Below are 19,663 nucleotides of genomic sequence, written 5' to 3' on the forward strand. Positions count from 1 at the left end.
GGGTCAGTGTCGCATATCGGACGGGCGAAACCGGTCACCCGCGGGCGGTGGTGGCTACCCTGGAAATCGAACCTGTTGTGGCGCAGTGACGCTCGCCGGCTTGTGTGGGAAAGGGGTCGGGGACATGATGTCCTAGCGAAAATCATTGTCAACAAACGTGGCTCGGATGGGGGCAGTGTGGAACCGGACCTGGTCTTGACGCCGCGAATCGGTGGGTCGCTTCGCGCGGTACTCGACTCTCCCGGCAGGCTCGCGGAGCTGGTGGCCGCGCTCGGATCACCACTGAATGTGGTTGTGCCACAACAACTCGAGGAGAACGCGGCGAGCTACCGCGCCGTGTACCGTGCGCACCGGCTGAGCGGGAACATCTTCTTCGCGCACAAGGCGAACCGGTCGAGCGCGATCGTCCGCGCGCTGGCGGCGGGGGAGTGTGGAATCGACGTGGCCTCGCTCGGGGAGCTGCGGCACGCGCTCGAGTGCGGATTCACCGGCGACCGCATCATGGCCACCGGTCCCAAGGACCGGGAATTCCTGTGGCTCGCCGCACGGGTGGGTGCGGTCGTCAACGCCGACTCCCGCGAGGAACTCGCCGAGCTGGCCCGGCTGGTCACCGATGCGGGATTGCCACGAACGCGGGTGATGATCCGGCTGTCGGCGTTCGACTCACCCGGGGTGACGATCGCGAGCAGACGCAGCCGTTTCGGGTTGCACATCCGCGAACTGCCCTCGGCCCTCGACCTTCTCGACGGGCACCGCGACGCCCTCGATCTGCGTGGCATGGCCTACCACCTCGACACCACCGGCCTCGACGAGAAGGCCCTGGCCCTGGAAGGGTGCCTGCTGGCGATGCGGGAAGCCCAGAGCAGGGGATTCACCCCCACCGCGATCGATATCGGCGGCGGTTTCGGCGTGAGCTACCTGCGTGAGCGTGCCGAATGGCACCGCTACACCACCGAACTGGGCAACGCGGTGCTCGGCACACGACCGGCCATGACCTGGCACAGCCACGGTTACGGCCTGCGCGCGCAGGCGGGCACGCTGCGCGGCACCCTCGGCCTCTATCCCGCCCATCGGGAACTCGCCGGTGCGGACTACCTGGACGAACTGCTGAACCGCGAGTCGCCCTCGCTGGGCCGAACATTGGCCACCCTGCTGCTGGAAAACCTCTACGACCTGCACATCGAACCCGGTCGCTCGCTGACCGACCAATGCGGCCTCACCCTTGCCCTGGTCTCGGAGGTGCGCACCACCGAGGAGGGTGAAATTCTGGTCCGGGTGGCCGCGAATTCCCGTGACATCAGTGCCGAACACCATGCGGTGCTGATGGATCCGGTGCTGCTGCCCGAACGCGCAGGCGAGCCGGTCGGTGTGTATCTCACGGGCAATCTCTGTCTCGAAGACGACTTCATCACCCGCCGCAAGGTCACCCTGGCGCGCACTCCGGTGCCGGGGGATCTGCTCGCGTTCGTGAACACGGCGGGCTACTTCATGGATTTCGCGGCCGATTCCGCGCTGATGCAACCGGTCGCCCGCACGATCGCGGTCCGCCCCGGCGCGGGCGGGTGGACGTGGTGCCTGGATGAACAGTATTGGCCCGTGGAAGGGAACCGCGCATGAAGTACGACAGCATTCTCGACGTCATCGGGGACACGCCGCTGGTCCGGATCGATCCGGCCGTGCACGGGCTCACCAATATCGACCTCTACGCGAAGATGGAGATGCTCAATCCGTTCGGTTCGGTGAAGGACCGTCCGGCCTGGAACATGGTGCGCGACGGCCTGCCCCGAGCCGTGGAACAGGGTGACGCGGTGGTCGAGTTGTCCAGCGGCAACACCGCCAAGGCGCTGGCGGTGATCGCGGCCATGCACGGGCTGCCGTTCAAGAGCGTCACCAACCGCATGAAAGTGCCCGAGATCAAAGAGCTGCTGCTGTTGCTCGGCGCCCGCATCGAGGAGCTGCCGGGCCAGACCGAATGCCTTGACCCGACCGACACCGAAGACCCGCTCAGCCGCATGTACCGGATGCTGTCCGAGGACGGCGGCGGCTACCTGCACACCGATCAGTACTTCAACACCCGCAACCTCGACGCGCATCGCACCGGGACCGCGCCGGAGATCATCAAGGACCTCGACGGCGCGGGCCCCGACATCTTCGTCGCCTGCATCGGCACCGCCGGGTCCTCGACGGGGGTGGCAGGGGTGCTGCGCGAACACAATCCGGCGGTATCGGTGATCGGGTTGGTCGCCGACAAGTCCGATTTCATCCCCGGCATCCGCAATATCGACGAGATCAACGAAGTCGGCCTGTTCGACCCGGACAACTACGACACCATCGACGCGGTGACCTCGCAGGAGGCGATCGAGGGCATGCTCACCCTCAACCGCCGCTGCGGGATCCTCGGCGGGCCGACCGCGGGTGCCGCCTACTTCGGGGCGCTGCGTCATCTGCGGGCCGTCGACGCCGAGCTCACCGAGCGGCGCACCGCGGTGTTCATCGTGTGCGATCGGGTGGAGAGCTATCTGAGCTACGTGCGCAAGCGCAGGCCCGATCTGCTCGAGCAACCGGTGCGCCCGAATTCGGTGAGCACGGTGACCGACGCCGAGATCGCCGCCGTGGCGACCGTCGACGTGGACCAGGCGCGTGAGTGGATCGCCCGGGACCGGCCGGTGGTCGTCGACCTGCGCGGTTCCTTCGCCTATAGCGCGGTCCACATCGAAGGCTCGATCAATATCGTCGACGAGCTGTTCGACGAACTCGTCCACGGCGGGCTGCCGTTCGGTGCGGGCACACCGGTGCTGCTCGTGTGCCCGGTCGGTGAGAAGTCCGCGCGCTACGCGGCCCTGCTCACCCGGATGGGGCACCGGGACGCGCGGAGTCTGCGCGGTGGTGTCGTGGCCTGGCGCGACGCGGGCGCACCCCTGGTCAGGGACTGAGCCATGACCGACGATGTTCTCGACCGGCTGGCCGACTGGCAGGCCGGACTACGCGCCCAGTTCCCGATTCTCACGCGCAATCCCGACGTGGCCTATCTCGACAGCGCGGCCACGACCCAGAAACCGGCCGCGGTGCTCGACGCGGTCGGCGATTTCCTCACCACCGGCAATGCCAACGTCGGGCGCGGGTCCTATCCGTGGGCGACCGCGACGACCGGCCGCATCGAGCGTGCCCGCGAGCGGATCCGAATCGCCCTGGGCGACACCACGACCGGCTCCTCGGTGGAGTTCGTCGGCGGCACGAGTCACGGATTGCGGGCGGTGGCGCAGGACTGGCTGGCCGATCAGCTCCTCGACGGCGACGAGATCATCGTCCCGTTCGGTGACCACGAAGCCAATCTGCGTCCCTGGCTCGACATGCGAGACGACCTGGCGCGCGGCGGTATTCGCGTGCGCATCGTCGCGATGCCCGTCGACCCGGCCTCCGGTGATTACGACCACCGGGCCCTGCCGTCGGTGGTCACCGACCGCACCCGCTTCGTCGCCGTCACCCACGTGCATCACGTCTTCGGTGTCGATATGAACGTGCACCGGGTGCGTCAGGCGGTGGGGCCCGACGTGCCGATCTGTCTCGACGCCGCGCAGAGCGTCGGGCACCGGCCGGTGTCGGTCGCCGACCTCGATGTGGATTTCGTGGTGTTCTCCGGGCACAAGATGCTGGCCCTGCCCGGCATCGGGGCGGTGTGGGCGCGCAACCGTCGTGGCCCGCGCTTCGCGCTACGCGGGTGGGAGGGGACGCCGAATACGGCGGGCATCGTCAGCATGGCCGCCGCCTTCGACTGGCTCGATGCCGCCGGAACGGCCGAGATCGGCGCCTGGACAAGCGCTTTGACCCTCCGACTCACCGACGGGTTGGCCCAGCTGCCCGGAGTGCAGGTGCTCGGCTGTCAGGACAGTCTCACCGCCGAATCGACCGTGCAGCGGCGCGAGGCACTGGTGACCTTCCGGCATCGCGCGGTGCGCTCCGACGATCTGGGTTTCGTGCTCGCCGACGAGGGGATCATGGTGCGCGCCGACGGGCACTGCCAGGCGGGCCGTGATTCCGGCGACCACGCCGTACGGGTGAGCGTGCACGTCTACAACACCCCCGACGAGATCGACCGGGTGCTCGAGGTGGTGCGCCGGTGCGAGGGAATGAGCAGCTGAGCGATCGCAGGTCACGGGTGCGGCCCGGAAGTGGCCCGAGGGAGTGAGCAGTCGAGCGGGTCAGGCGGGGGTGCGGCCTCGGAAAGCGGTGCGCGCGCTGAGGAGGGCGAGGTCGTCGCGGGTGCCTAGCCAGTGTTCGTCGTGCGGGTCGAGGAGTCGCTGCCAGACCGCCGTGTCGGCGTCGTCGAGGTACGGTGCCGCCCGGCGCACGCGCGCGGCGAATTCGTCCAGCACGACCCGGCGGACCTCGGTGGGCAGGGGAGCGGGCAGGTCGACCAGCGCCGTCGAGGCGGTGACGTCGACGAGACCGGCGTCGGCGAGGATCGCCGTCCACGCGCGGCGCGGTCGCACCGCCGCCGCACGGTCGAAGAACCAGCGGGTGAACTGCTGATCGTGCGCCTCGTCGAGCCGAATCTCCAGGCCGGGCCTGCCGACGCCGATGTCCCACGGCAGGCAGCGCGTGGGCAGACCGCCTTCGGCGATGCCGAGGACGCCGCCGGGTCGGAGCATCCGGGTGAGGGACCCGACGGCCGCGTCCCAGTCGTGCGCGTGGTGCACACACCAGGACGACCAGACCACGTCGGCCGGCTCGGGTAGTGGTGGTGCGCCGTCCTCGAGATCGTGCAGGACCACGCGGACCCGGTCGCTGACCCCGGCCGCACGCGCGGCTTCGATGGTCAGCTCGAGCATCGCCGGATCGAGGTCCACCGCGTAAACGCGCCCCGCCTCGCCGACAGCTCGTGCCAACGCGACGGTCGACGTCCCGGCCCCCGGCCCCACATCGACGACAACCTGGCCCGGCGCGACCGCCAACGGCTCGAGCAACGCCAGCGTCGCGTCGAGGAATACGGCCTCGGCCGCGGCCGGTTCCCCGGTCGAGGTCCCGGTCCCCGCGCGCCCCCCGCGGCGCTCATGAATGATCGTCATAACGCACATGCTACTGAACATCATTTTCAATTCGAATTCGGACACGCCGATCCGGAACCGGTGCCGGCGAAAACTCGCTGGTGGCGTCGGATCATCAACCCCCGCAACGGCTTCCGCCGAAGAATTGTCCTGCTGCGACCGTCGCCACGGTCCTGTCGCACCGGATCGGCCTCGGCACCGAGTACCTCACCATGCACGAATCGGGCGACCCACTGTCGGTTCCGGGCTTCTCGGTCGACCTGGATGTGGACCCGGCCGATCCCGACGAGGACGAGGGCGGCGAAGAAGAGGACGGCTCCTGGGCCGCCACGGTTTCGTTCGTGCGTCTCACAGGAGGCGGCGAACTGCCTCGATGACGGCGCGGCGGCGGTCGTCGGTGGTCTCGGTTTCGGAAGCCGGCACGCCGGCGGCATTGCCCGGATTCCAGGCGAGCGCGATGCTCAGGACCAGCGTCAGCAGTGTGCCGGGTGAGAAGCCGGAGCCGATGTTGTTCGCCTTCTGTACGGCGGCAAGCGCTTCCAGCTTCACCTCGCGCGCCGGCGTTGCGCCTGCGGGGTTCTGACTGCCGCGCTCGAGGCGGTGCCAGGTGGCGAGCCGGATGACTTCGGGATGGGCTCGACTGGCGCGGCAAGCCGCTCGGCGTCCCCCTGCCCGGGTACGCCGAGGTACTGACGCCCGGCGACAGTGCGCACTTCACCGGTCTGATGAAGCGCGAGTACGGCCTGGTCGCTCGCATCGGGCTGGCAGGCAGCGCGCTGCGCGGCGGCTCCGAGCGCATGGCGGGCATCCGCATCCGACTCGAGCGGTGACCGGTGTGGATTCCGCGTGTCGTCGGCCGTGACGAGGAGTTCTAGACTCGACCCATGTCTGCCGACACCGACCCCACGGACTCCTTCGACGCGGTGATCTCGGCGGCGGACGCGCCCGTCTGGATCGTCACCACCAGCGCGCACGGCCATCGTTCGGGCTGTCTCGTCGGATTCGCCACGCAGGTGAGTATCGAGCCGCGCCGGTTCCTCGTCGGCTTGTCCAAGAGCAACCACACCTACGAAACAGCCGCCACCGCAACACACCTCGCCGTGCACCTGATCGCGGCGCGGCATTTCGAGGTGGCCGGGCTGTTCGCCACCGCGACCGGGGACGACACCGACAAGTTCGCCGGATGTGACTGGTACACCGGACCACACGGGCTGCCGATCCTCACCAGCGCGGCCGGCTGGTTCGCGGGGGAGATCCTCGAGCGCATCGACCTCGGCGACCATCTCGGCGTGCTCCTCGCGCCCGTCGCGGCCGAAGCCCCGTCGACCGACCACGCGATCCTGCACCTGAGCGCGGTCGCCGAACTGAAGCCGGGTCACCCCGCCTGAACACGACAACGGCCCGGAACCGTGGTGGTTCCGGGCCGTCGGCGGGGATCAGCGCAGGTCGAAGCGGTCGTTGTCGACCACCTTGACCCAGGCGTCGACGAAGTCCCGCACGAACTTCTCGCCCGCGTCGCTCTGGGCGTACACCTCCGAGACCGCGCGCAGCACCGAATGCGAACCGAACACGAGGTCGTTGGCCGTGGCCGTCCAGCGCTTGGCTCCGGTCTTGCGATCGAAGCCCTCGTAGACGTTCTCGCCCGACTCTGCGGGCTTCCACTCGGTGTTCTGATCGAGCAGATTCACGAAGAAGTCGGTGGACAGCACCCCCGGGCGATCGGTGAACACACCGTGCGAGCTGCCACCGTGGTTGGCGCCGAGTGCACGCAAGCCGCCGACCAGCACGGTCATCTGCGGTGCGGTCACATCGAGCATGTACGCGCGGTCGAGCAGCAGACGCTCGAGCGGCGCCTTCTCACCGGGACGTACGTAGTTGCGGAAACCGTCGGCACGCGGCTCGAGCACGGCGAACGACTCGACGTCGGTGGACTCCTGGGTGGCGTCGGTGCGTCCCGGGTGGAACGGAACCGTCACCGTGTGACCGGCGTCCTGGGCGGCCTTCTCGACCGCCGCGGAACCCGCGAGGACGATCAGGTCGGCCAGCGAGATCTTCTTGCCACCGGTGGCCGAGGCGTTGAAGTCCTGCTGGATGCGCTCGAGCACTTCGAGCACCTTGGCCAATTCGGCCGGCTCGTTGATCTCCCAGTCGCGCTGCGGTTCCAGCCGGATGCGGGCACCGTTGGCGCCGCCGCGCTTGTCGGTGCTGCGGAAGCTGGCCGCCGACGCCCACGCCGTCTTGACCAGCTGGGCGACCGTCAGACCGGAATCGAGCACAGTGCGCTTGAGCGCCGCGACATCGTTGTCGTCGACCAGTTCGTGGTCGACGGCCGGGACCGGGTCCTGCCACAGCTGCGGCTCGGCCACCCACGGGCCGAGGTAGCGGCTCAGCGGGCCCATGTCGCGGTGCAGCAGCTTGTACCACGCCTTGGCGAAGGCCTCGGCCAGCTCCTCGGGATGATCGAGCCAGCGCCGGGTGATCTCACCGTAGATCGGGTCCTCGCGCAGGGCCAGGTCGGTGGTGAGCATCGTCGGCGTGCGGGCCGGACCGCCGAACGGATCGGGGATGAGTCCTTCGCCCGCACCATCTTTCGGCTTCCACTGCCACGCGCCCGCGGGGCTCTTGGTGAGTTCCCATTCGAAGCCGTACAGGTTCTTCAGGAAGCCGTTGCTCCACTGGGTGGGTGTCGCGGTCCAGACGACCTCGAGCCCACTGGTGATGGCGTCCTTGCCCTTGCCGGTGCCGAAGGAGCTCTTCCAGCCGAGACCCTGCTGCTCGATCGGGGCGGCCTCGGGCTCGGGTCCGACCAGGCTCGCGTCACCCGCGCCGTGGGTCTTGCCGAAGCTGTGCCCGCCGACGATCAGCGCCGCGGTCTCCTCGTCGTTCATCGCCATCCGGCCGAAGGTCTCGCGGATGTCGCGAGCCGCCGCTACCGGGTCGGGCCTGCCGTTGGGGCCCTCCGGATTCACATAGATCAGGCCCATCTGCACCGCACCGAGCGGTCCGGAGAGCTCGCGCTCACCGCTGTAGCGTTCGTCGCCGAGCCAGGTGTCTTCCGGGCCCCAGAACATCTCTTCGGGCTCCCAGATGTCGGGACGGCCGAAGCCGAAGCCGAAGGTCTTGAAGCCCATCGACTCCAGCGCCACATTGCCCGTGAAGACCAGGAGGTCGGCCCAGGAGATCTTGTTGCCGTACTTCTGCTTCACCGGCCACAGCAGCCTGCGCGCCTTGTCGAGATTGGCGTTGTCGGGCCAGCTGTTGAGCGGGGCGAAGCGCTGCGCACCCTGGCCGCCGCCGCCGCGGCCGTCGGCGATCCGGTAGGTACCGGCCGCGTGCCAGCTCATCCGGATGAACAGGCCACCGTAGTTGCCGTAGTCGGCGGGCCACCAGTCCTGGGAATCGGTGAGGACCGCGGCGATGTCGGCCTTGAGCGCCTCGACGTCGAGCTCGGCGAATTCCTTCGCGTAGTCGAAGTCCTCGCCGAGCGGGTTGGACTTCGACGAGTGCGCGTGCAGGACCGAGACGTCGATCTGCTCGGGCCACCAGTCCTGATTGGTCAGCGGGCGATGCGCCTTGGGCTCGGGCGAGGGGATCGCGGGGTTCTCGCTCTCGCTGGTGCTCGAGGTCTCGGTGTCAGGAGTGGGTGGGCGGCTATCGGAGGTCACGATATTCCTTCCTGGACGGGTGGTGCGGACTACTCGTTAGGGGTGGACGGTGCGTGCGCGCAGTCGGGGCACAGGCCCCAGTAGATGACCTCGGCTTCATCGATGGCGAAGCCGTGGTCGTCGGACGCGGTGAGACAGGGTGCTTCGCCGACCTGGCAGTCGACGTCGAAGATCGCGCCGCAGTCCCGGCAGATGAGGTGGTGATGGTTGTCGCCGACGCGCGACTCGTATCGGGCGACCAGGCCGCGTGGCTGGATGCAGCGCAGCAGCCCGGCGCCGGTCAGGGTGCGCAGCGAGTCGTAGACCGCCTGGTGGGACACACCGGGCAGGCGCGAGCGGACCGCCCGGATCACCGAATCGGTATCGGCGTGCGGATGTTCGTGCACAGCGCCCAGCACCGCGACACGCGGAGCTGTGACGCGCAGTGAAACTCCCCGCAGCATCTGCTGGAATTCCTGGTCCGTCGGCACGCCACGAAGTCTTCCCCGTTTTCTTGAATCAGTCAAGTATTTGTTCCGGGTCAGGTTCGTGAGAACACCGCGACGAGGAAGTCGGAGTCGTCGCGGAAGGGGCGCAGGTCCCAGGTGGACAGCAGGAGATCGGTTGTGAGACCGGCTTTTTCGGTGTCGTCGAGGAAATCGGCGAACTCGTAACCGCGCTCGGCGCCGAAGCCGGTGATCAGGCGGCCCGCGGGTGCGAGATGCCGGGCGAACCCCTCGAGCACCGCGATCCGGGTGGACGGCGCGAGGAAGGTGAGCACATTGCCCGCGCACACGATGGCGTCGAAATCGCGGGTCGGTAGATCCAGTTCGGCGAGGTCGCCGACGAGCCAGGTGGGGCCCGGGTGATCGGCGCGCGCGGCGTCGATGAGCACCGGATCCACATCGACACCGACCACGGAGTGACCCACGTCGTGCAGGTAGCCGCCGATCCGGCCCGGACCGCAGCCGGCGTCGAGCACGCGCGCGCCACGTCCGAGCATGGCGTCGACCAGCCGCGCCTCACCGACGATGTCGGTGCCCTCGGCCGCGAGGGTGCGGAATCGTTGCACGTACCTCGCCGAATGCGATGGGTCGGCGGCGACGATCTCCTCCCACAGACTGGGCGTGCGGTCCTTCGATGCGCTCATGATCGACTCCTCCTGCGGCCGACCCTAGCGCGATCCACGGACTAGGCGCGGAGATCTCCGGGAAATGGCCGACTGGTGAGGCTGTGATAGAGCACGCTGAGGTCGAGGGCGTCACCGGCGGCGGTTTTGGGCTCGGCGGCTCGATCGACCTGGCGGTGCAGCGCTTCCATCTTCTCGTCGAGCTGGGTGGCCGCCTCGGCTGCCTGGGCGAGGTCGCTGCGCAGGTTCGGCGGCACCTCACCCCGGTACTTGTAGTAGATCTTGTGCTCGAGGCTGGCCCAGAAATCCATGGCGATGGTCCGGATCTGGATCTCCACCGGGACCCGCTGGGTGTGCCCGGCGCGAAACACCGGGATCGACACGATCAGATGCAGGCTCTGGTACCCGTTGGGTTTGCGGTGGGTGATGTAGTCGCGCTCCTCGAGCACGGTGATATCGGCCTGGCTGACCAGCAGGTCCCGGATGGTGGCGATATCGGAGATGAAACTGCACACCACCCGCACCCCGGCGATGTCGAGCACGTTCTCGCGGATGGCGGCCAGGTTCATCGCGTAGTTCTTGCGCCGCACCTTCTCGAGCACGCTCTCGGGCGACTTCAGCCGCGAGCCGACGTGCTCGATGGGGTTGTAGGCGTGGGTGTTGTTGAAGTCCTCACGCAGGATGTTGATCTTGGTGGTGACCTCGTCGATCGCGAACTTGTACCCGAGCATGAAGTCGACGAACTGGTCACGCAGCGCGCGCACGTCGTCGACATCGACCAGTTGCCCGTTGGATGCCGAGCCGGTGTCGGGTTGCCAGGGTTTCACCCCGACCATTGTGCCCGTTACGTCGCCGACGGCGCCGCAGGGGCGTCACAGCCCCGGGTCGTCCTCGTCGAGCCGATGGTGGTTGAGCTGGGTGAATCCCCATGCTGCCAGGGCGGTGAAGCAGGCGATGTAGAGCATGTAGGCGGTGAGGACGAGCACGATGCCGTAGTCGTGCATCCAGTGCCCGAGGGGGAATACCGCGAGTGCGCCGAGACCGAGCATCACCACCGAGGTACCGAGGGCGGGCAGTGCGAGGGGGGTGAGATCGGGGCGTTTCGGTTCCGGCGCGGGAGTGGGTTCCGGGCGAGCGATCTCGGGGCAGCGGTCGGGTTGTGCGTCGGTGATCATCGAGAATTCCTCGCGTTCGGGCTCGAAATATCAACGGGTGCAGCGGGAGTGGGGCGGGTCGGCGGTCCCGCGCGAGGATCGCCACCCGCCGATGGGCGGTGACCCGTCATGTATTCGGTCCTGCGGACGGATGGGATGGGACCGAATCGCGTGTCGCAATTCTCCAGCTAAATCGTGTCGCCGAGCGTGGAAGTAGTGGTCTCGTGGCATAGAGGGAGCGTCAGCCAACGTGTGCGCCACCGTGCCAGCTACGGTGTGGCACACCGGTACCGTTTGCGGCGCGGTCGGCGGGGTACGGCCACGGCATGACCGAACCAGACGACACCTACGACCCGCCCCAGGACACCGGCGCGCCCGACTCGGTCGAAACCGATCCGGCCGCGCTCAACAGCAGCGAGGACCTCGATGAGGACCGCCTGCGCGAAGACCCACTGGAAGCGGGTATGGACCCGCCCGAGCACTGGACCGGCGTCACGAAGTACGGGATGACCCCGGCCGAAGAGGCCACCCCGCGTGGGCTGGACGAACGCCTGGCCGAGGAGGAACCCGATGTGGTTCCCGGGTCCGCGCCACAGGCGGCCGGGTCGTCCTCGGTCGAACTCGATCAGGACGGCAACGAGGTCGCTCCGCGGGTCGGCTACGAAGAGGGCCTCGGCATCGCCGCCGACGTGGCCGGTGGTTCCGTGCCCGACGAGATCCGCAGACCGGAGCCGCCGGAGTGATCCGGACCGGTCAGCCGCCCGCGTATTTCTCGGCGTAGAGAGCCTGATCGGCGCGGGTGAGCAGGTCGTCGGGCCCCTGGCCCGCCAGCGCGACGAGGACCGCGCCGATGCTCACCGTCACGTCGATGCTCACGGTGTCGACGGTGACCGGGGTGCTGAGTGCCTTGTGCAGCGCGGCGACCAGCCGGTCGAGGAGGTCCTGGTCGGCCGGCGGCTCGGCGAGGACGACGAACTCGTCACCGCCGGTACGCGCCAGTACGCACCCGTGCCCGGCGGCCGCGGACTCCAGCCTGTTCGACACGGCGGCGAGCAATTTGTCGCCGACGATGTGGCCGAACGAATCGTTGACCTCTTTGAAGTTGTCCAGATCCAGCGCGCACACCCCGGCTTTCGCCTCCGGAGCCGCCTCGTCGATCACGGTATTCAGCCGGTCGAGCAGGTACCGCCGGTTGGGCAGTGCGGTGAGTGGGTCGTGCATCGCCTGCCACTGCAATTGCTCTGTGGTCGTGCGTCTTTCGGTGATGTCCTCGCCGAAGCCGAGCAGGTACCGGCGTTCGCCGTCGGCCGAGGCGCAGCGGGTGACGGTCCAGGAGGTCCACACCATCGAGCCGTCCTGGCGGGGGAAACGGCCTTCGATCTGGATGCAGCCGGTCGCCGAGTCGTCGAGGGCGCGCATCACCCGCTCGCGCACCTCGGTCTGCCGGTCGGCCGGGAACATGGTGAAACCGGTCGTGCTGCGCAGCTCGGCCAGGTCGCGGCCGATGAGCCGTTCGAAGGCCGGGTTCGCGTCGAGGATCATGCCGTTCTCGTCGCCGATGGAGATGCCGATCGAGGAGTGGTGGAAGGCGATCTCATAGCCCTCGGCATGCGGTGGGCCGGTACACAGGGCGCGCGCGAAGCCGGTGCCGAATCCGCCGAGCAGGGCATCGCCGGCGGCGAGGTCGCGCGGTCTCGCCGATTCGGCGACCGCGCGTAGTACCGGAACCGACGCGGCGATGACGGCCGGGTCGGTGAGGCCGAGCTCGGCTATCGCTCGCGCGGCTCGTTCGCCGGCCTCGAACGAGGATTCGGGTGGTGCTTGGCCGAGCTCGGCGACTATGTGGCGGACCCGCTCGACGAGCGAATCCCGCGAGACCGGACCGAGCTCGGCCAGGCGCCGAGCCCACTCGTCTGCGTGGTCGTCGAGGTTCATAGCGAAGCCGGTTCCAGGTGTGCGGCGTCCTTGCCGCGGCCGATGCGATCGGTGGTGATCATGCCACGTCGTGGCCGGACAGTGGCCGCTCGGCCGCACCGATTCGGTGCGGCGGGGGTCAGGTGGGCTCAGCTGTCGAAGTGAACATCCAGCAATCTCTCGCTCGCGCGCAAATGCTCGGCCATGGTGACGAGCAGGTCGATCGAGTCGCGGGACAGGCCGATCGTCTGCACGAGGAACAGGCGTGGCCGGTCGAGCTGCAGGCGCGCGAGCAGGGTGCTGTCGTCGACGCTCGACTCGTTCAGGTCGCGGCCGAAGAAGTAATCAGGTTCCACCTGGAAGTAATCGGCCAGGGCGGCAACGGTTCGCCACGAAGGGTTGCTGCGGCCGCCCGACCGCAGCTGGGACAGATACGGTGCCGAAATGCGATGCCCGGCCGCCTGCAACGAGCGTGCGACCTGGCGGTTGGTGCACCGGTCCGCGACCTGCTCGGGCGGATTGCGGAAGAGCTCGTTGAGGCGGGTAGCGAAGTGCGACACGGCGATTCCTCGACATCGGGTTGGTCAGAAGACCATCTTCTGCCGCTCACTGTGTCGCTGGCAATAGTGCCAGCTACCTTGTGGCTTCCATCACGAAATTCGGCCGGGGCAATTGTTCCACGGCGAAATGTGATCACCTGCCTCAGTAGGCGAGAGGGTAGTCGTCCTCCGGCATCGGAGTGATCCACGACTGGTCGAATACGTCGGCCGGGTTCGCGGAATCCCAGGCGGCGGGGGCGAATTCGCTCGGTGGTGTGAGCGCGTCCAGATCGGGGCCCGCGTCGCGGTCGGCGTCGTCGGCCACCGCGAGCTGTTCGGCGAAGTCGGCGTCATCGCGGGTAGGGATCATTCTCGACCTCCAGATGCGGATTCTGCGGGTGGGCCGGCTGCCGGACCGGCCCACTCCGAGGTGGAAGAGCGACGTGACATTCGAGGTGTTCTCGCCGTTGCGGCGGGGGTCCGCGCTGGGTAGGCGGAGCCGCTGACAGGATCATGACGCGCCTCCTCGCAGAGAAGCGTCCGGACGGGTCAGGCGTTGATGGCCTGGCGCTGATGTCCGTTGGAGTGCGCGATCTCGATCTTGCGCGGCTTGGCCTTCTCGGCCACGGGGATCGTCAGGCGCAGCACGCCGTCGGTGTATTCGGCGCGGACGTTGTCGGTGTCGAGGCCCTCGCCGAGGAACAGCTGGCGGCTGAACACTCCGCGCGGGCGTTCCGCGGCGAGCATCTCGCGGCTCGAGTCGAGTTCGGGTCGCGATGCTCGCACGGTGACAACGTTGCGTTCGATGTCCAGGTCGAGCGAGCTCGGGTCGATACCCGGCAGGTCGAATTCGACGAAGAACTCGTCGCCCTCACGCCAGGCGTCCATCGGCATCACCGTCGGCCGGGCCGCGGTGCCGAGCACCTGCTGCGTGAAACGGTCCAGATCGCGGAAAGGATCGGTACGCATCAGCATGGTCGCCACCTCCAACTCACTCCATTTCTCTCTCGTAGGTCAGGTAACCTATGCCGTGTGGCATAGATTTGTTTTAGCACTCTCGACCCGAGAGTGCAAGGGAGGAGTGAGATGTCGCTGGACCCGCACGCGGGATCCCCGCTACCCGACCCGGCGCAGGCCGTGTACGGGATCTCGGTGACAGCAGAACTGACGGGGGTCGGGGTGCAGACGCTGAGGCTCTACGAGCGGCACGGGCTGCTCACCCCGGCGCGCAGCGACGGCGGTACCCGTCGCTACAGCAGCAACGATCTGGCGCGCCTGCAGCGCATCGTCGCGCTCGCCGCCGCGGGGGTGAACCTCGCGGGGATCGGCCGCATCCTCGAACTCGAGGACGCCAACGCTGTTCTGCACGCTCGTCTGCGTGGCGAACCGCCTCCGGATTAGCGCCGACCTGATGGTCTGTTCCTGTGGGTGAGCATGGGGTCGCGCGGGAAGTGTCGTGAATCTTCCAATGACTTCGGTTAACGGTTTTTCCGGGTGCGGGCGGGTCCTAGGTTTCGGGGCGGCTGTCCGGCCGAATTTTCGCCTGCGAAAGACCGAGTGTGCGTGTGACGAGTTGGGTGCCGATCCTGCGATCGGCGCTGGTGATCGCCCTGATGTCCGGGGCCGTCATCGCCCTGCGCGGTCGGGTTCCCGGGGTCGCGCCGGTGGCGGGGGAGCGGCCCTCCGCGCTGACGGTCGCGGTTATGCCGGTGCTGTTGCTCGTCTCGGTGGTGATTCTGGCGGCCGGGGTCTTGATCAGCCAGCACCGCTTGCCGTTGGCGATGCCGCGGATCGAGACCGGTGGCGGGCTGCCACGGTTGCGGGTCGGACGGCTGTCGGTGCTCGTTCCGGTCGCCGTCGGCGTCGCGGCGCTGGTGTTCGCCGGTGGGATCGTCGCCCTGTTCCTGCTGCCCGGCGCGAAAACCGAGCAGACGCCGCGCGAGGACGCGCCGATACGCGACCGTCCGACCTCGCTCGATGCCGCTGCTCCCGAATCACCCTTCAGCACACCGGATCTGAGTGGCCTCACCCTCGTCGTCGCGACCGCGCTCGCCCTGCTGCTCGTGGCGATCGCGATGGTCGGGCTGGCCGCGGCGTTCGGTTCCGCGCGTCGCGTCCCCGACCACGTTCCCCCGGCCGACACCGAACTGCCCGCGCCCGAAGTGGATTCGCTCACCCGGGCCGCCGAAATGGGTCTGGCCGCGATGATCGCCCCCGGCCAGGACACCCGCGAGGCCATCATCGCCTGCTACGCCGCCATGGAACGCGGCCTGTCCGCCGACCGCGCCGCCGCCCCCCTCATCTCCGACACCCCCAACGAGGTCCTGGCCCGCGCCTTCACCACCGGCGTCCTGCAGGACTCCTCCGCCCACGAACTCGTCACCCTCTTCGAAGAAGCCAGATTCAGCCCCCACGACATGCTCGGCTGGCAACGCATCCGCGCCGAACAATCCCTGCGCGCCGTCCTCGCCGACCTCCAACGCCGCACCGCCGAACTCGTCGCGTAGCGACCGGCGAGGTGGGGGCACGCGCCGCGTCTTTGCTACGGTGACGATGTGTGCTGGAGCACACCTGTTCGGGTAGCAGCTGGTGGTGGGCCCGTGAGGGCGTGCCGCGGTGGTCGGTGGTGAGGTCGGTGTCCCACGACGAGAGGCCGTTCGATGCGTGCGCAGATCAGTTTGACCGTGGACGGGCATACGCGGGAGGTCGGTGTCGATACGCGGGCCACGTTGCTCGACGTCCTGCGTGAACAGCTCGGTGTGACCTCTCCGAAGAAGGGATGCGATCACGGGCAGTGCGGGTCGTGCACGGTGTTGCTCGACGGGCGTCGCGCCATCCTGTGCCTGGCGCTGGCCGTCGCGCACGACGGGGTGACCATCGTGACCGCCGACGGGCTCGCCGACGGAGACGACCTGCACCCGATGCAGCGGGCTTTTCTCGAGCACGACGGCTTCCAGTGCGGTTACTGCACACCGGGCCAGATCTGCTCGGCTGTCGGCATGCTCGAGGAGGTGGAGGCGGGCGCACCGAGTCATGTCACCGCCGACCTCACCGGTTCGGTCGAGCTCACCGACGACGAGATCCGGGAGCGGATGAGCGGCAACCTGTGCCGCTGCGGCGCCTATCCGCATATCGTCGCCGCGATCGCGGAGGCCGCCCGGTGAGGGACTTCGGCTACGAGCGTGCGATCGGGCCCGAGCAGGCGGTGGCGACGATGCTCGCCGAGCCGGATGCCGTATTCCTCGGCGCCGGAACCAATCTCGTCGATCACCTCAAGCTCGGCGTCACCGCGCCCGGCTTGCTCGTCGACGTGAGCCGCCTACCGTTCGACGACATCACCGAACGCCCGGACGGTGGCGTGCGGGTCGGGGCTACGGTGCGCAATGCCGACCTCGCGGCGCACCCGATCATCCGCGCCCGCTACCCGATGCTCTCGGCCGCGCTGCTGGCGGGCGCGTCACCCCAGCTGCGCAATCTGGCGACCACCGCGGGCAACCTGCTGCAGCGCACCCGCTGCCCGTACTTCCAGGACGTGACCACGCCGTGCAACAAGCGCACGCCCGGCAGCGGTTGTTCGGCCATCGGGGGATACGACCGCGACCAAGCCGTCCTCGGCGCCTCTGACCGGTGCATCGCCACCCACCCCTCCGACATGGCGGTGGCCATGACCGCGCTGGACGCGACGGTCCGGGTGCTCGGCGCCGACGGTGAACGCGAGATCCCGCTGGTCGATCTGCACCGACTGCCCGGTGCCGAACCCGAACGCGACACCGTGCTCGCCCACGGCGACCTCATCACCGCCGTCGACCTGCCCGCCCTCGACGTGGCCACCAACTCCACCTACCGCAAGGTGCGCGATCGGGCGTCGTACGCGTTCGCACTGGTTTCCGTCGCCGCGGCCGTCGATATCGCCGACGGGCAGGTTCGCGACTGCCGCATCGCGTTCGGCGGTGTCGCGCACAAACCCTGGCGCGCCCACGCCGCCGAAGCCGCGCTGCGCGGTCGCCCCGCCACCGAGACGAGCTTCGCCGAGGCCGCCGACGCTGAACTCGCCGCCGCACGCCCACAACGGCACAACGCCTTCAAGATCCCACTGGCACGCAAAGTCCTCGTCGCGACCTTGCGCGACCTGACCGAGCAGGGGGCGCGATGACACCCGCGATCGGCAGCTCCCCCACCCGTGTCGACGGGCCGGCCAAGCTGCGCGGCCGGGCGCCGTACGCGATGGAACACCCGCTCCGGGATGCCCTGCACGCCTTCCCGATTCAGGCCACCATCGCTCGCGGCCGGATCGGCGCGATCGATACCCGCGCGGCCGAGACGATGGGCGGTGTCGTCGCGGTACTCACTCATCTCAACGCCCCACGGCTGGCCACCGACGACGACAACGAACTGTTCATCCTGCAGAACGACGAGGTCGCCTTCCGTGGCCAGCTGATCGGGGTGGTTGTCGCCACCAGCCCCGAAGTGGCGCGCGAGGCGGCCACACGAGTGCGGGTGAGCTACGACGAAAGCCCCGCCGACGTGGTCTTCGACGCCGACCGCGACGACCTGTACGCACCCGAGGACGTGAGTGGCGGCTTCGCCACCGACACCACCATCGGTGATGTCGAGAAGGCACTCGAGCTGGCCCCGGTGACCGTCGACCAGACCTACACCACCGCGATGGTGCACAACAATCCGATGGAACCGCACGCCACCATCGCGCACTGGACCGAGGACGGCCTGGTCCTCTACGACTCCACCCAGGGCCCGCACGTGGTGCGCTCCACGCTGGCGCCGCTGTTCGGGCTGGAACCCGAACAGGTGCGTGTCATCGCACCGTATGTCGGTGGTGGATTCGGGTCGAAGGGGGAACCGCACGCCAATATCGTGCTCGCGGCCATGGCGGCGCGGTTCACCGGCGGCAAACCGCTGAAACTGGCGCTCACCCGACAGCAGTTGTTCTCCCTGGCCGGTTACCGCACTCCGAGTGTGCAGCGGATCCGGCTCGGCGCCCATCACGACGGTACCTTGACGGCTTTGAGTCATGATGTGGTCCAACAGGTTTCGAAGGTGAAGGAATTCGCCGAGCAGACCGCGATCGTGTCGCGGGTGATGTACGCGTCCGGTACCCGCGCCACCACCCACCGGTTCGCCGCCCTGGATGTGCCGGTGTCGTCGTGGATGCGCGCACCGGGGCACTGCCCCGGGATGTACGCGGCCGAAACGGCGATGGACGAACTGGCCGTGGCGCTCGGCATGGACCCGATCGCGCTGCGCATCCACAACGAACCGGAGGTCGACCCGGAATCGGGGCGCCCGTTCTCCAGTCGTGGGCTGGTCGAGTGCCTGCGTACCGGGGCACGGCGGTTCGGCTGGACCGACCGCGATCCGGCGCCGAGATCGCGCCGGGACGGACGTTGGCTGGTCGGTTCGGGTGTCGCGGCGGCCACCTATCCGGCCGATGTGAATCCGGGCAACAGCGCGCGGGTGCGTTTCACCGGCGGACGCTACGAGGTGGCCATCGACGCCATGGACATCGGCACCGGCACCTGGACGACACTCGGCCAGATCGCCGCCGACGCCCTCGGTGTCGCCGGCGACCGCGTCGACCTGCGCATCGGTGATTCCCGGCTGCCCGCCGGAACCGTCGCGGGTGGTTCGAGCGGGATGGCGTCGTGGGGATCGGCGGTGGTCGCCGCCGCCGAGGACTTCCGCCGCCGTTACGGCGACGACCCGGCCGACGGTGCCGAGACGACGGTGGAGACGTCGAAAGACCCGGCGCGGGAGAGTTTCTCGACCCATGCCTTCGGCGCGCATTTCGTCGAGGTGCGGGTCGACACCGACACCGCCGAGATCCGGGTGCCCCGGGTGGTGAGCGTGTTCGGCGCGGGCCGCATCATCAACCCGCGCACCGCCCGCTCGCAGTTCATCGGTGGCATCACCATGGGCATCGGCATGGCACTGCACGAGGAGAGCGTCTTCGACACCCGCTTCGGTGAGGTCGTCAACCACGACTTGGCCGGCTACCACATTCCCGTCAACGCCGACATCGGCGAGATCGATGTCAGCTGGATCGACGAACACGACCCGCACGTGAATCCCATGGGGGCCAAGGGAATCGGTGAGATCGGCATCGTCGGCTCGGCGGCGGCCGTCGGCAACGCGATCTACCACGCCACCGGAGTCCGCGTCCGCCATGTTCCCATCCATCTCGAGGACCTCCTCGACGCCGTCTGAGCTCATCGCCTAGATT

At 68.4% G+C, this 19,663-nt stretch carries 22 protein-coding genes; 11 read left to right on the forward strand and 11 right to left on the reverse strand.

Translation table 11 applies throughout. From position 1 onward, the window contains the following. Positions 1-177: 177 nt before the first annotated feature. The 3 genes from AB0I35_RS20550 to AB0I35_RS20560 are packed head-to-tail and all read left to right on the forward strand — an operon-like array spanning position 178 to position 4,139. Positions 178-1,617, forward strand: a complete 1,440-nt coding sequence (locus AB0I35_RS20550) for a Y4yA family PLP-dependent enzyme (RefSeq protein WP_357397707.1) — start codon at positions 178-180, stop codon at positions 1,615-1,617. Further along, entirely contained in the window at positions 1,614-2,933 is a 1,320-nt protein-coding gene (locus AB0I35_RS20555; protein ID WP_357397708.1) for a pyridoxal-phosphate dependent enzyme, read from the forward strand. The genes AB0I35_RS20550 and AB0I35_RS20555 overlap by 4 nt, the downstream gene beginning before the upstream one ends. 3 nt (positions 2,934-2,936) lie before the next feature. Next, entirely contained in the window at positions 2,937-4,139 is a 1,203-nt protein-coding gene (locus tag AB0I35_RS20560) for an aminotransferase class V-fold PLP-dependent enzyme (protein WP_357397709.1), read from the forward strand. Between the two features lie 60 nt (positions 4,140-4,199). Here AB0I35_RS20560 and AB0I35_RS20565 read toward each other — a convergent pair whose 3' ends face one another. Further along, positions 4,200-5,066 (reverse strand): methyltransferase domain-containing protein, encoded by an 867-nt coding sequence (locus AB0I35_RS20565; RefSeq protein WP_357397710.1) that lies wholly within the window; start codon positions 5,064-5,066, stop codon positions 4,200-4,202. 80 nt (positions 5,067-5,146) lie between these two features. On the opposite strand from AB0I35_RS20565, the gene AB0I35_RS20570 reads away from it, so the two are divergent. Then, on the forward strand, positions 5,147-5,422 hold the full coding sequence (locus AB0I35_RS20570; protein ID WP_357397711.1) for a hypothetical protein: 276 nt from the start codon (positions 5,147-5,149) through the stop codon (positions 5,420-5,422). Here AB0I35_RS20570 and AB0I35_RS20575 read toward each other — a convergent pair. Further along, positions 5,394-5,666 carry a hypothetical protein gene (locus tag AB0I35_RS20575; RefSeq protein WP_357397926.1) on the reverse strand — a complete coding sequence of 91 codons (273 nt, stop codon included), beginning with the start codon at positions 5,664-5,666 and terminating at the stop codon, positions 5,394-5,396. The genes AB0I35_RS20570 and AB0I35_RS20575 overlap by 29 nt on opposite strands. A 263-nt stretch (positions 5,667-5,929) precedes the next feature. Here AB0I35_RS20575 and AB0I35_RS20580 point away from each other — a divergent pair, with 263 nt between their 5' ends. Then, the gene (locus AB0I35_RS20580) at positions 5,930-6,433 is read left to right on the forward strand and encodes a flavin reductase family protein (RefSeq protein WP_357397712.1); all 504 of its coding nucleotides are present in this window, start codon (positions 5,930-5,932) and stop codon (positions 6,431-6,433) included. Between the two features lie 48 nt (positions 6,434-6,481). On the opposite strand, the gene katG is transcribed toward AB0I35_RS20580, so the two are convergent. The 5 genes from katG to AB0I35_RS20605 are packed head-to-tail and all read right to left on the reverse strand — an operon-like array spanning position 6,482 to position 10,993. Then, on the reverse strand, positions 6,482-8,710 hold the full coding sequence (katG, locus tag AB0I35_RS20585) for a catalase/peroxidase HPI (RefSeq protein ID WP_357397713.1): 2,229 nt from the start codon (positions 8,708-8,710) through the stop codon (positions 6,482-6,484). A gap of 29 nt (positions 8,711-8,739) precedes the next feature. Next, on the reverse strand, positions 8,740-9,180 hold the full coding sequence (locus AB0I35_RS20590; protein WP_067639219.1) for a Fur family transcriptional regulator: 441 nt from the start codon (positions 9,178-9,180) through the stop codon (positions 8,740-8,742). A gap of 50 nt (positions 9,181-9,230) precedes the next feature. Further along, on the reverse strand, positions 9,231-9,839 hold the full coding sequence (locus AB0I35_RS20595) for a methyltransferase domain-containing protein (protein ID WP_357397714.1): 609 nt from the start codon (positions 9,837-9,839) through the stop codon (positions 9,231-9,233). Positions 9,840-9,880: 41 nt separating this feature from the next. Continuing rightward, positions 9,881-10,645 (reverse strand): GTP pyrophosphokinase family protein, encoded by a 765-nt coding sequence (locus AB0I35_RS20600; protein WP_243749964.1) that lies wholly within the window; start codon positions 10,643-10,645, stop codon positions 9,881-9,883. 45 nt (positions 10,646-10,690) lie between these two features. Continuing rightward, complete coding sequence (locus tag AB0I35_RS20605) at positions 10,691-10,993, reverse strand: hypothetical protein (RefSeq protein WP_357397716.1); 303 nt, start codon at positions 10,991-10,993, stop codon at positions 10,691-10,693. Positions 10,994-11,298: 305 nt separating this feature from the next. On the opposite strand from AB0I35_RS20605, the gene AB0I35_RS20610 reads away from it, so the two are divergent. Then, positions 11,299-11,715, forward strand: a complete 417-nt coding sequence (locus AB0I35_RS20610) for a hypothetical protein (protein ID WP_357397717.1) — start codon at positions 11,299-11,301, stop codon at positions 11,713-11,715. Between the two features lie 10 nt (positions 11,716-11,725). Here the strand turns inward: AB0I35_RS20610 and AB0I35_RS20615 are convergent, their stop codons facing one another. The 4 genes from AB0I35_RS20615 to AB0I35_RS20630 all read right to left on the reverse strand — a co-directional run bounded on the left by AB0I35_RS20615 (position 11,726) and on the right by AB0I35_RS20630 (position 14,400). Then, entirely contained in the window at positions 11,726-12,907 is a 1,182-nt protein-coding gene (locus AB0I35_RS20615; protein ID WP_357397718.1) for a sensor domain-containing diguanylate cyclase, read from the reverse strand. Positions 12,908-13,035: 128 nt separating this feature from the next. Continuing rightward, positions 13,036-13,446: a helix-turn-helix domain-containing protein gene (locus AB0I35_RS20620; protein ID WP_357397719.1), complete on the reverse strand. Its 411-nt coding sequence runs from the start codon at positions 13,444-13,446 to the stop codon at positions 13,036-13,038. 142 nt (positions 13,447-13,588) lie between these two features. Next, positions 13,589-13,795 (reverse strand): hypothetical protein, encoded by a 207-nt coding sequence (locus AB0I35_RS20625; protein WP_357397721.1) that lies wholly within the window; start codon positions 13,793-13,795, stop codon positions 13,589-13,591. A 179-nt stretch (positions 13,796-13,974) separates the two neighbouring features. Then, positions 13,975-14,400, reverse strand: coding sequence for an HSP20 family small heat-shock protein (locus AB0I35_RS20630; RefSeq protein ID WP_357397722.1), 426 nt, complete (start codon positions 14,398-14,400; stop codon positions 13,975-13,977). Between the two features lie 111 nt (positions 14,401-14,511). Between AB0I35_RS20630 and AB0I35_RS20635 the strand changes: the two genes are divergently transcribed. From AB0I35_RS20635 to AB0I35_RS20655, 5 genes are all read left to right on the forward strand, one after another. Continuing rightward, the gene (locus AB0I35_RS20635) at positions 14,512-14,826 is read left to right on the forward strand and encodes a MerR family transcriptional regulator (protein WP_357397724.1); all 315 of its coding nucleotides are present in this window, start codon (positions 14,512-14,514) and stop codon (positions 14,824-14,826) included. 158 nt (positions 14,827-14,984) lie between these two features. After that, positions 14,985-15,932, forward strand: a complete 948-nt coding sequence (locus AB0I35_RS20640) for a DUF4129 domain-containing protein (RefSeq protein WP_357397725.1) — start codon at positions 14,985-14,987, stop codon at positions 15,930-15,932. 153 nt (positions 15,933-16,085) lie between these two features. Then, positions 16,086-16,589 (forward strand): 2Fe-2S iron-sulfur cluster-binding protein, encoded by a 504-nt coding sequence (locus AB0I35_RS20645; protein WP_357397726.1) that lies wholly within the window; start codon positions 16,086-16,088, stop codon positions 16,587-16,589. Continuing rightward, the gene (locus AB0I35_RS20650) at positions 16,586-17,578 is read left to right on the forward strand and encodes a xanthine dehydrogenase family protein subunit M (RefSeq protein ID WP_357397727.1); all 993 of its coding nucleotides are present in this window, start codon (positions 16,586-16,588) and stop codon (positions 17,576-17,578) included. The genes AB0I35_RS20645 and AB0I35_RS20650 overlap by 4 nt, the downstream gene beginning before the upstream one ends. Next, positions 17,575-19,647: a xanthine dehydrogenase family protein molybdopterin-binding subunit gene (locus AB0I35_RS20655; RefSeq protein WP_357397729.1), complete on the forward strand. Its 2,073-nt coding sequence runs from the start codon at positions 17,575-17,577 to the stop codon at positions 19,645-19,647. Before AB0I35_RS20650 ends, AB0I35_RS20655 begins: the two co-directional genes overlap by 4 nt. Positions 19,648-19,663: the final 16 nt, after the last annotated feature.

The sequence above is a fragment of the Nocardia sp. NPDC050378 genome (genome assembly GCF_040655675.1).
GTDB classification, from domain to species: Bacteria; Actinomycetota; Actinomycetes; order Mycobacteriales; family Mycobacteriaceae; genus Nocardia; species Nocardia coubleae.

Bases quoted from the DNA above. Each gene is read 5' to 3' on its own strand.
- AB0I35_RS20555 (WP_357397708.1), top strand. From the start codon at position 1,614: ATGAAGTACGACAGCATTCTCGACGTCATCGGGGACACGCCGCTGGTC.
- AB0I35_RS20560 (WP_357397709.1), top strand. From the start codon at position 2,937: ATGACCGACGATGTTCTCGACCGGCTGGCCGACTGGCAGGCCGGACTA.
- AB0I35_RS20565 (WP_357397710.1), bottom strand. From the start codon at position 5,066: ATGACGATCATTCATGAGCGCCGCGGGGGGCGCGCGGGGACCGGGACC.
- AB0I35_RS20580 (WP_357397712.1), top strand. From the start codon at position 5,930: ATGTCTGCCGACACCGACCCCACGGACTCCTTCGACGCGGTGATCTCG.
- AB0I35_RS20595 (WP_357397714.1), bottom strand. From the start codon at position 9,839: ATGAGCGCATCGAAGGACCGCACGCCCAGTCTGTGGGAGGAGATCGTC.
- AB0I35_RS20605 (WP_357397716.1), bottom strand. From the start codon at position 10,993: ATGATCACCGACGCACAACCCGACCGCTGCCCCGAGATCGCTCGCCCG.
- AB0I35_RS20610 (WP_357397717.1), top strand. From the start codon at position 11,299: ATGACCGAACCAGACGACACCTACGACCCGCCCCAGGACACCGGCGCG.
- AB0I35_RS20615 (WP_357397718.1), bottom strand. From the start codon at position 12,907: ATGAACCTCGACGACCACGCAGACGAGTGGGCTCGGCGCCTGGCCGAG.
- AB0I35_RS20625 (WP_357397721.1), bottom strand. From the start codon at position 13,795: ATGATCCCTACCCGCGATGACGCCGACTTCGCCGAACAGCTCGCGGTG.
- AB0I35_RS20630 (WP_357397722.1), bottom strand. From the start codon at position 14,400: ATGCTGATGCGTACCGATCCTTTCCGCGATCTGGACCGTTTCACGCAG.
- AB0I35_RS20635 (WP_357397724.1), top strand. From the start codon at position 14,512: ATGTCGCTGGACCCGCACGCGGGATCCCCGCTACCCGACCCGGCGCAG.
- AB0I35_RS20645 (WP_357397726.1), top strand. From the start codon at position 16,086: ATGCGTGCGCAGATCAGTTTGACCGTGGACGGGCATACGCGGGAGGTC.
- AB0I35_RS20655 (WP_357397729.1), top strand. From the start codon at position 17,575: ATGACACCCGCGATCGGCAGCTCCCCCACCCGTGTCGACGGGCCGGCC.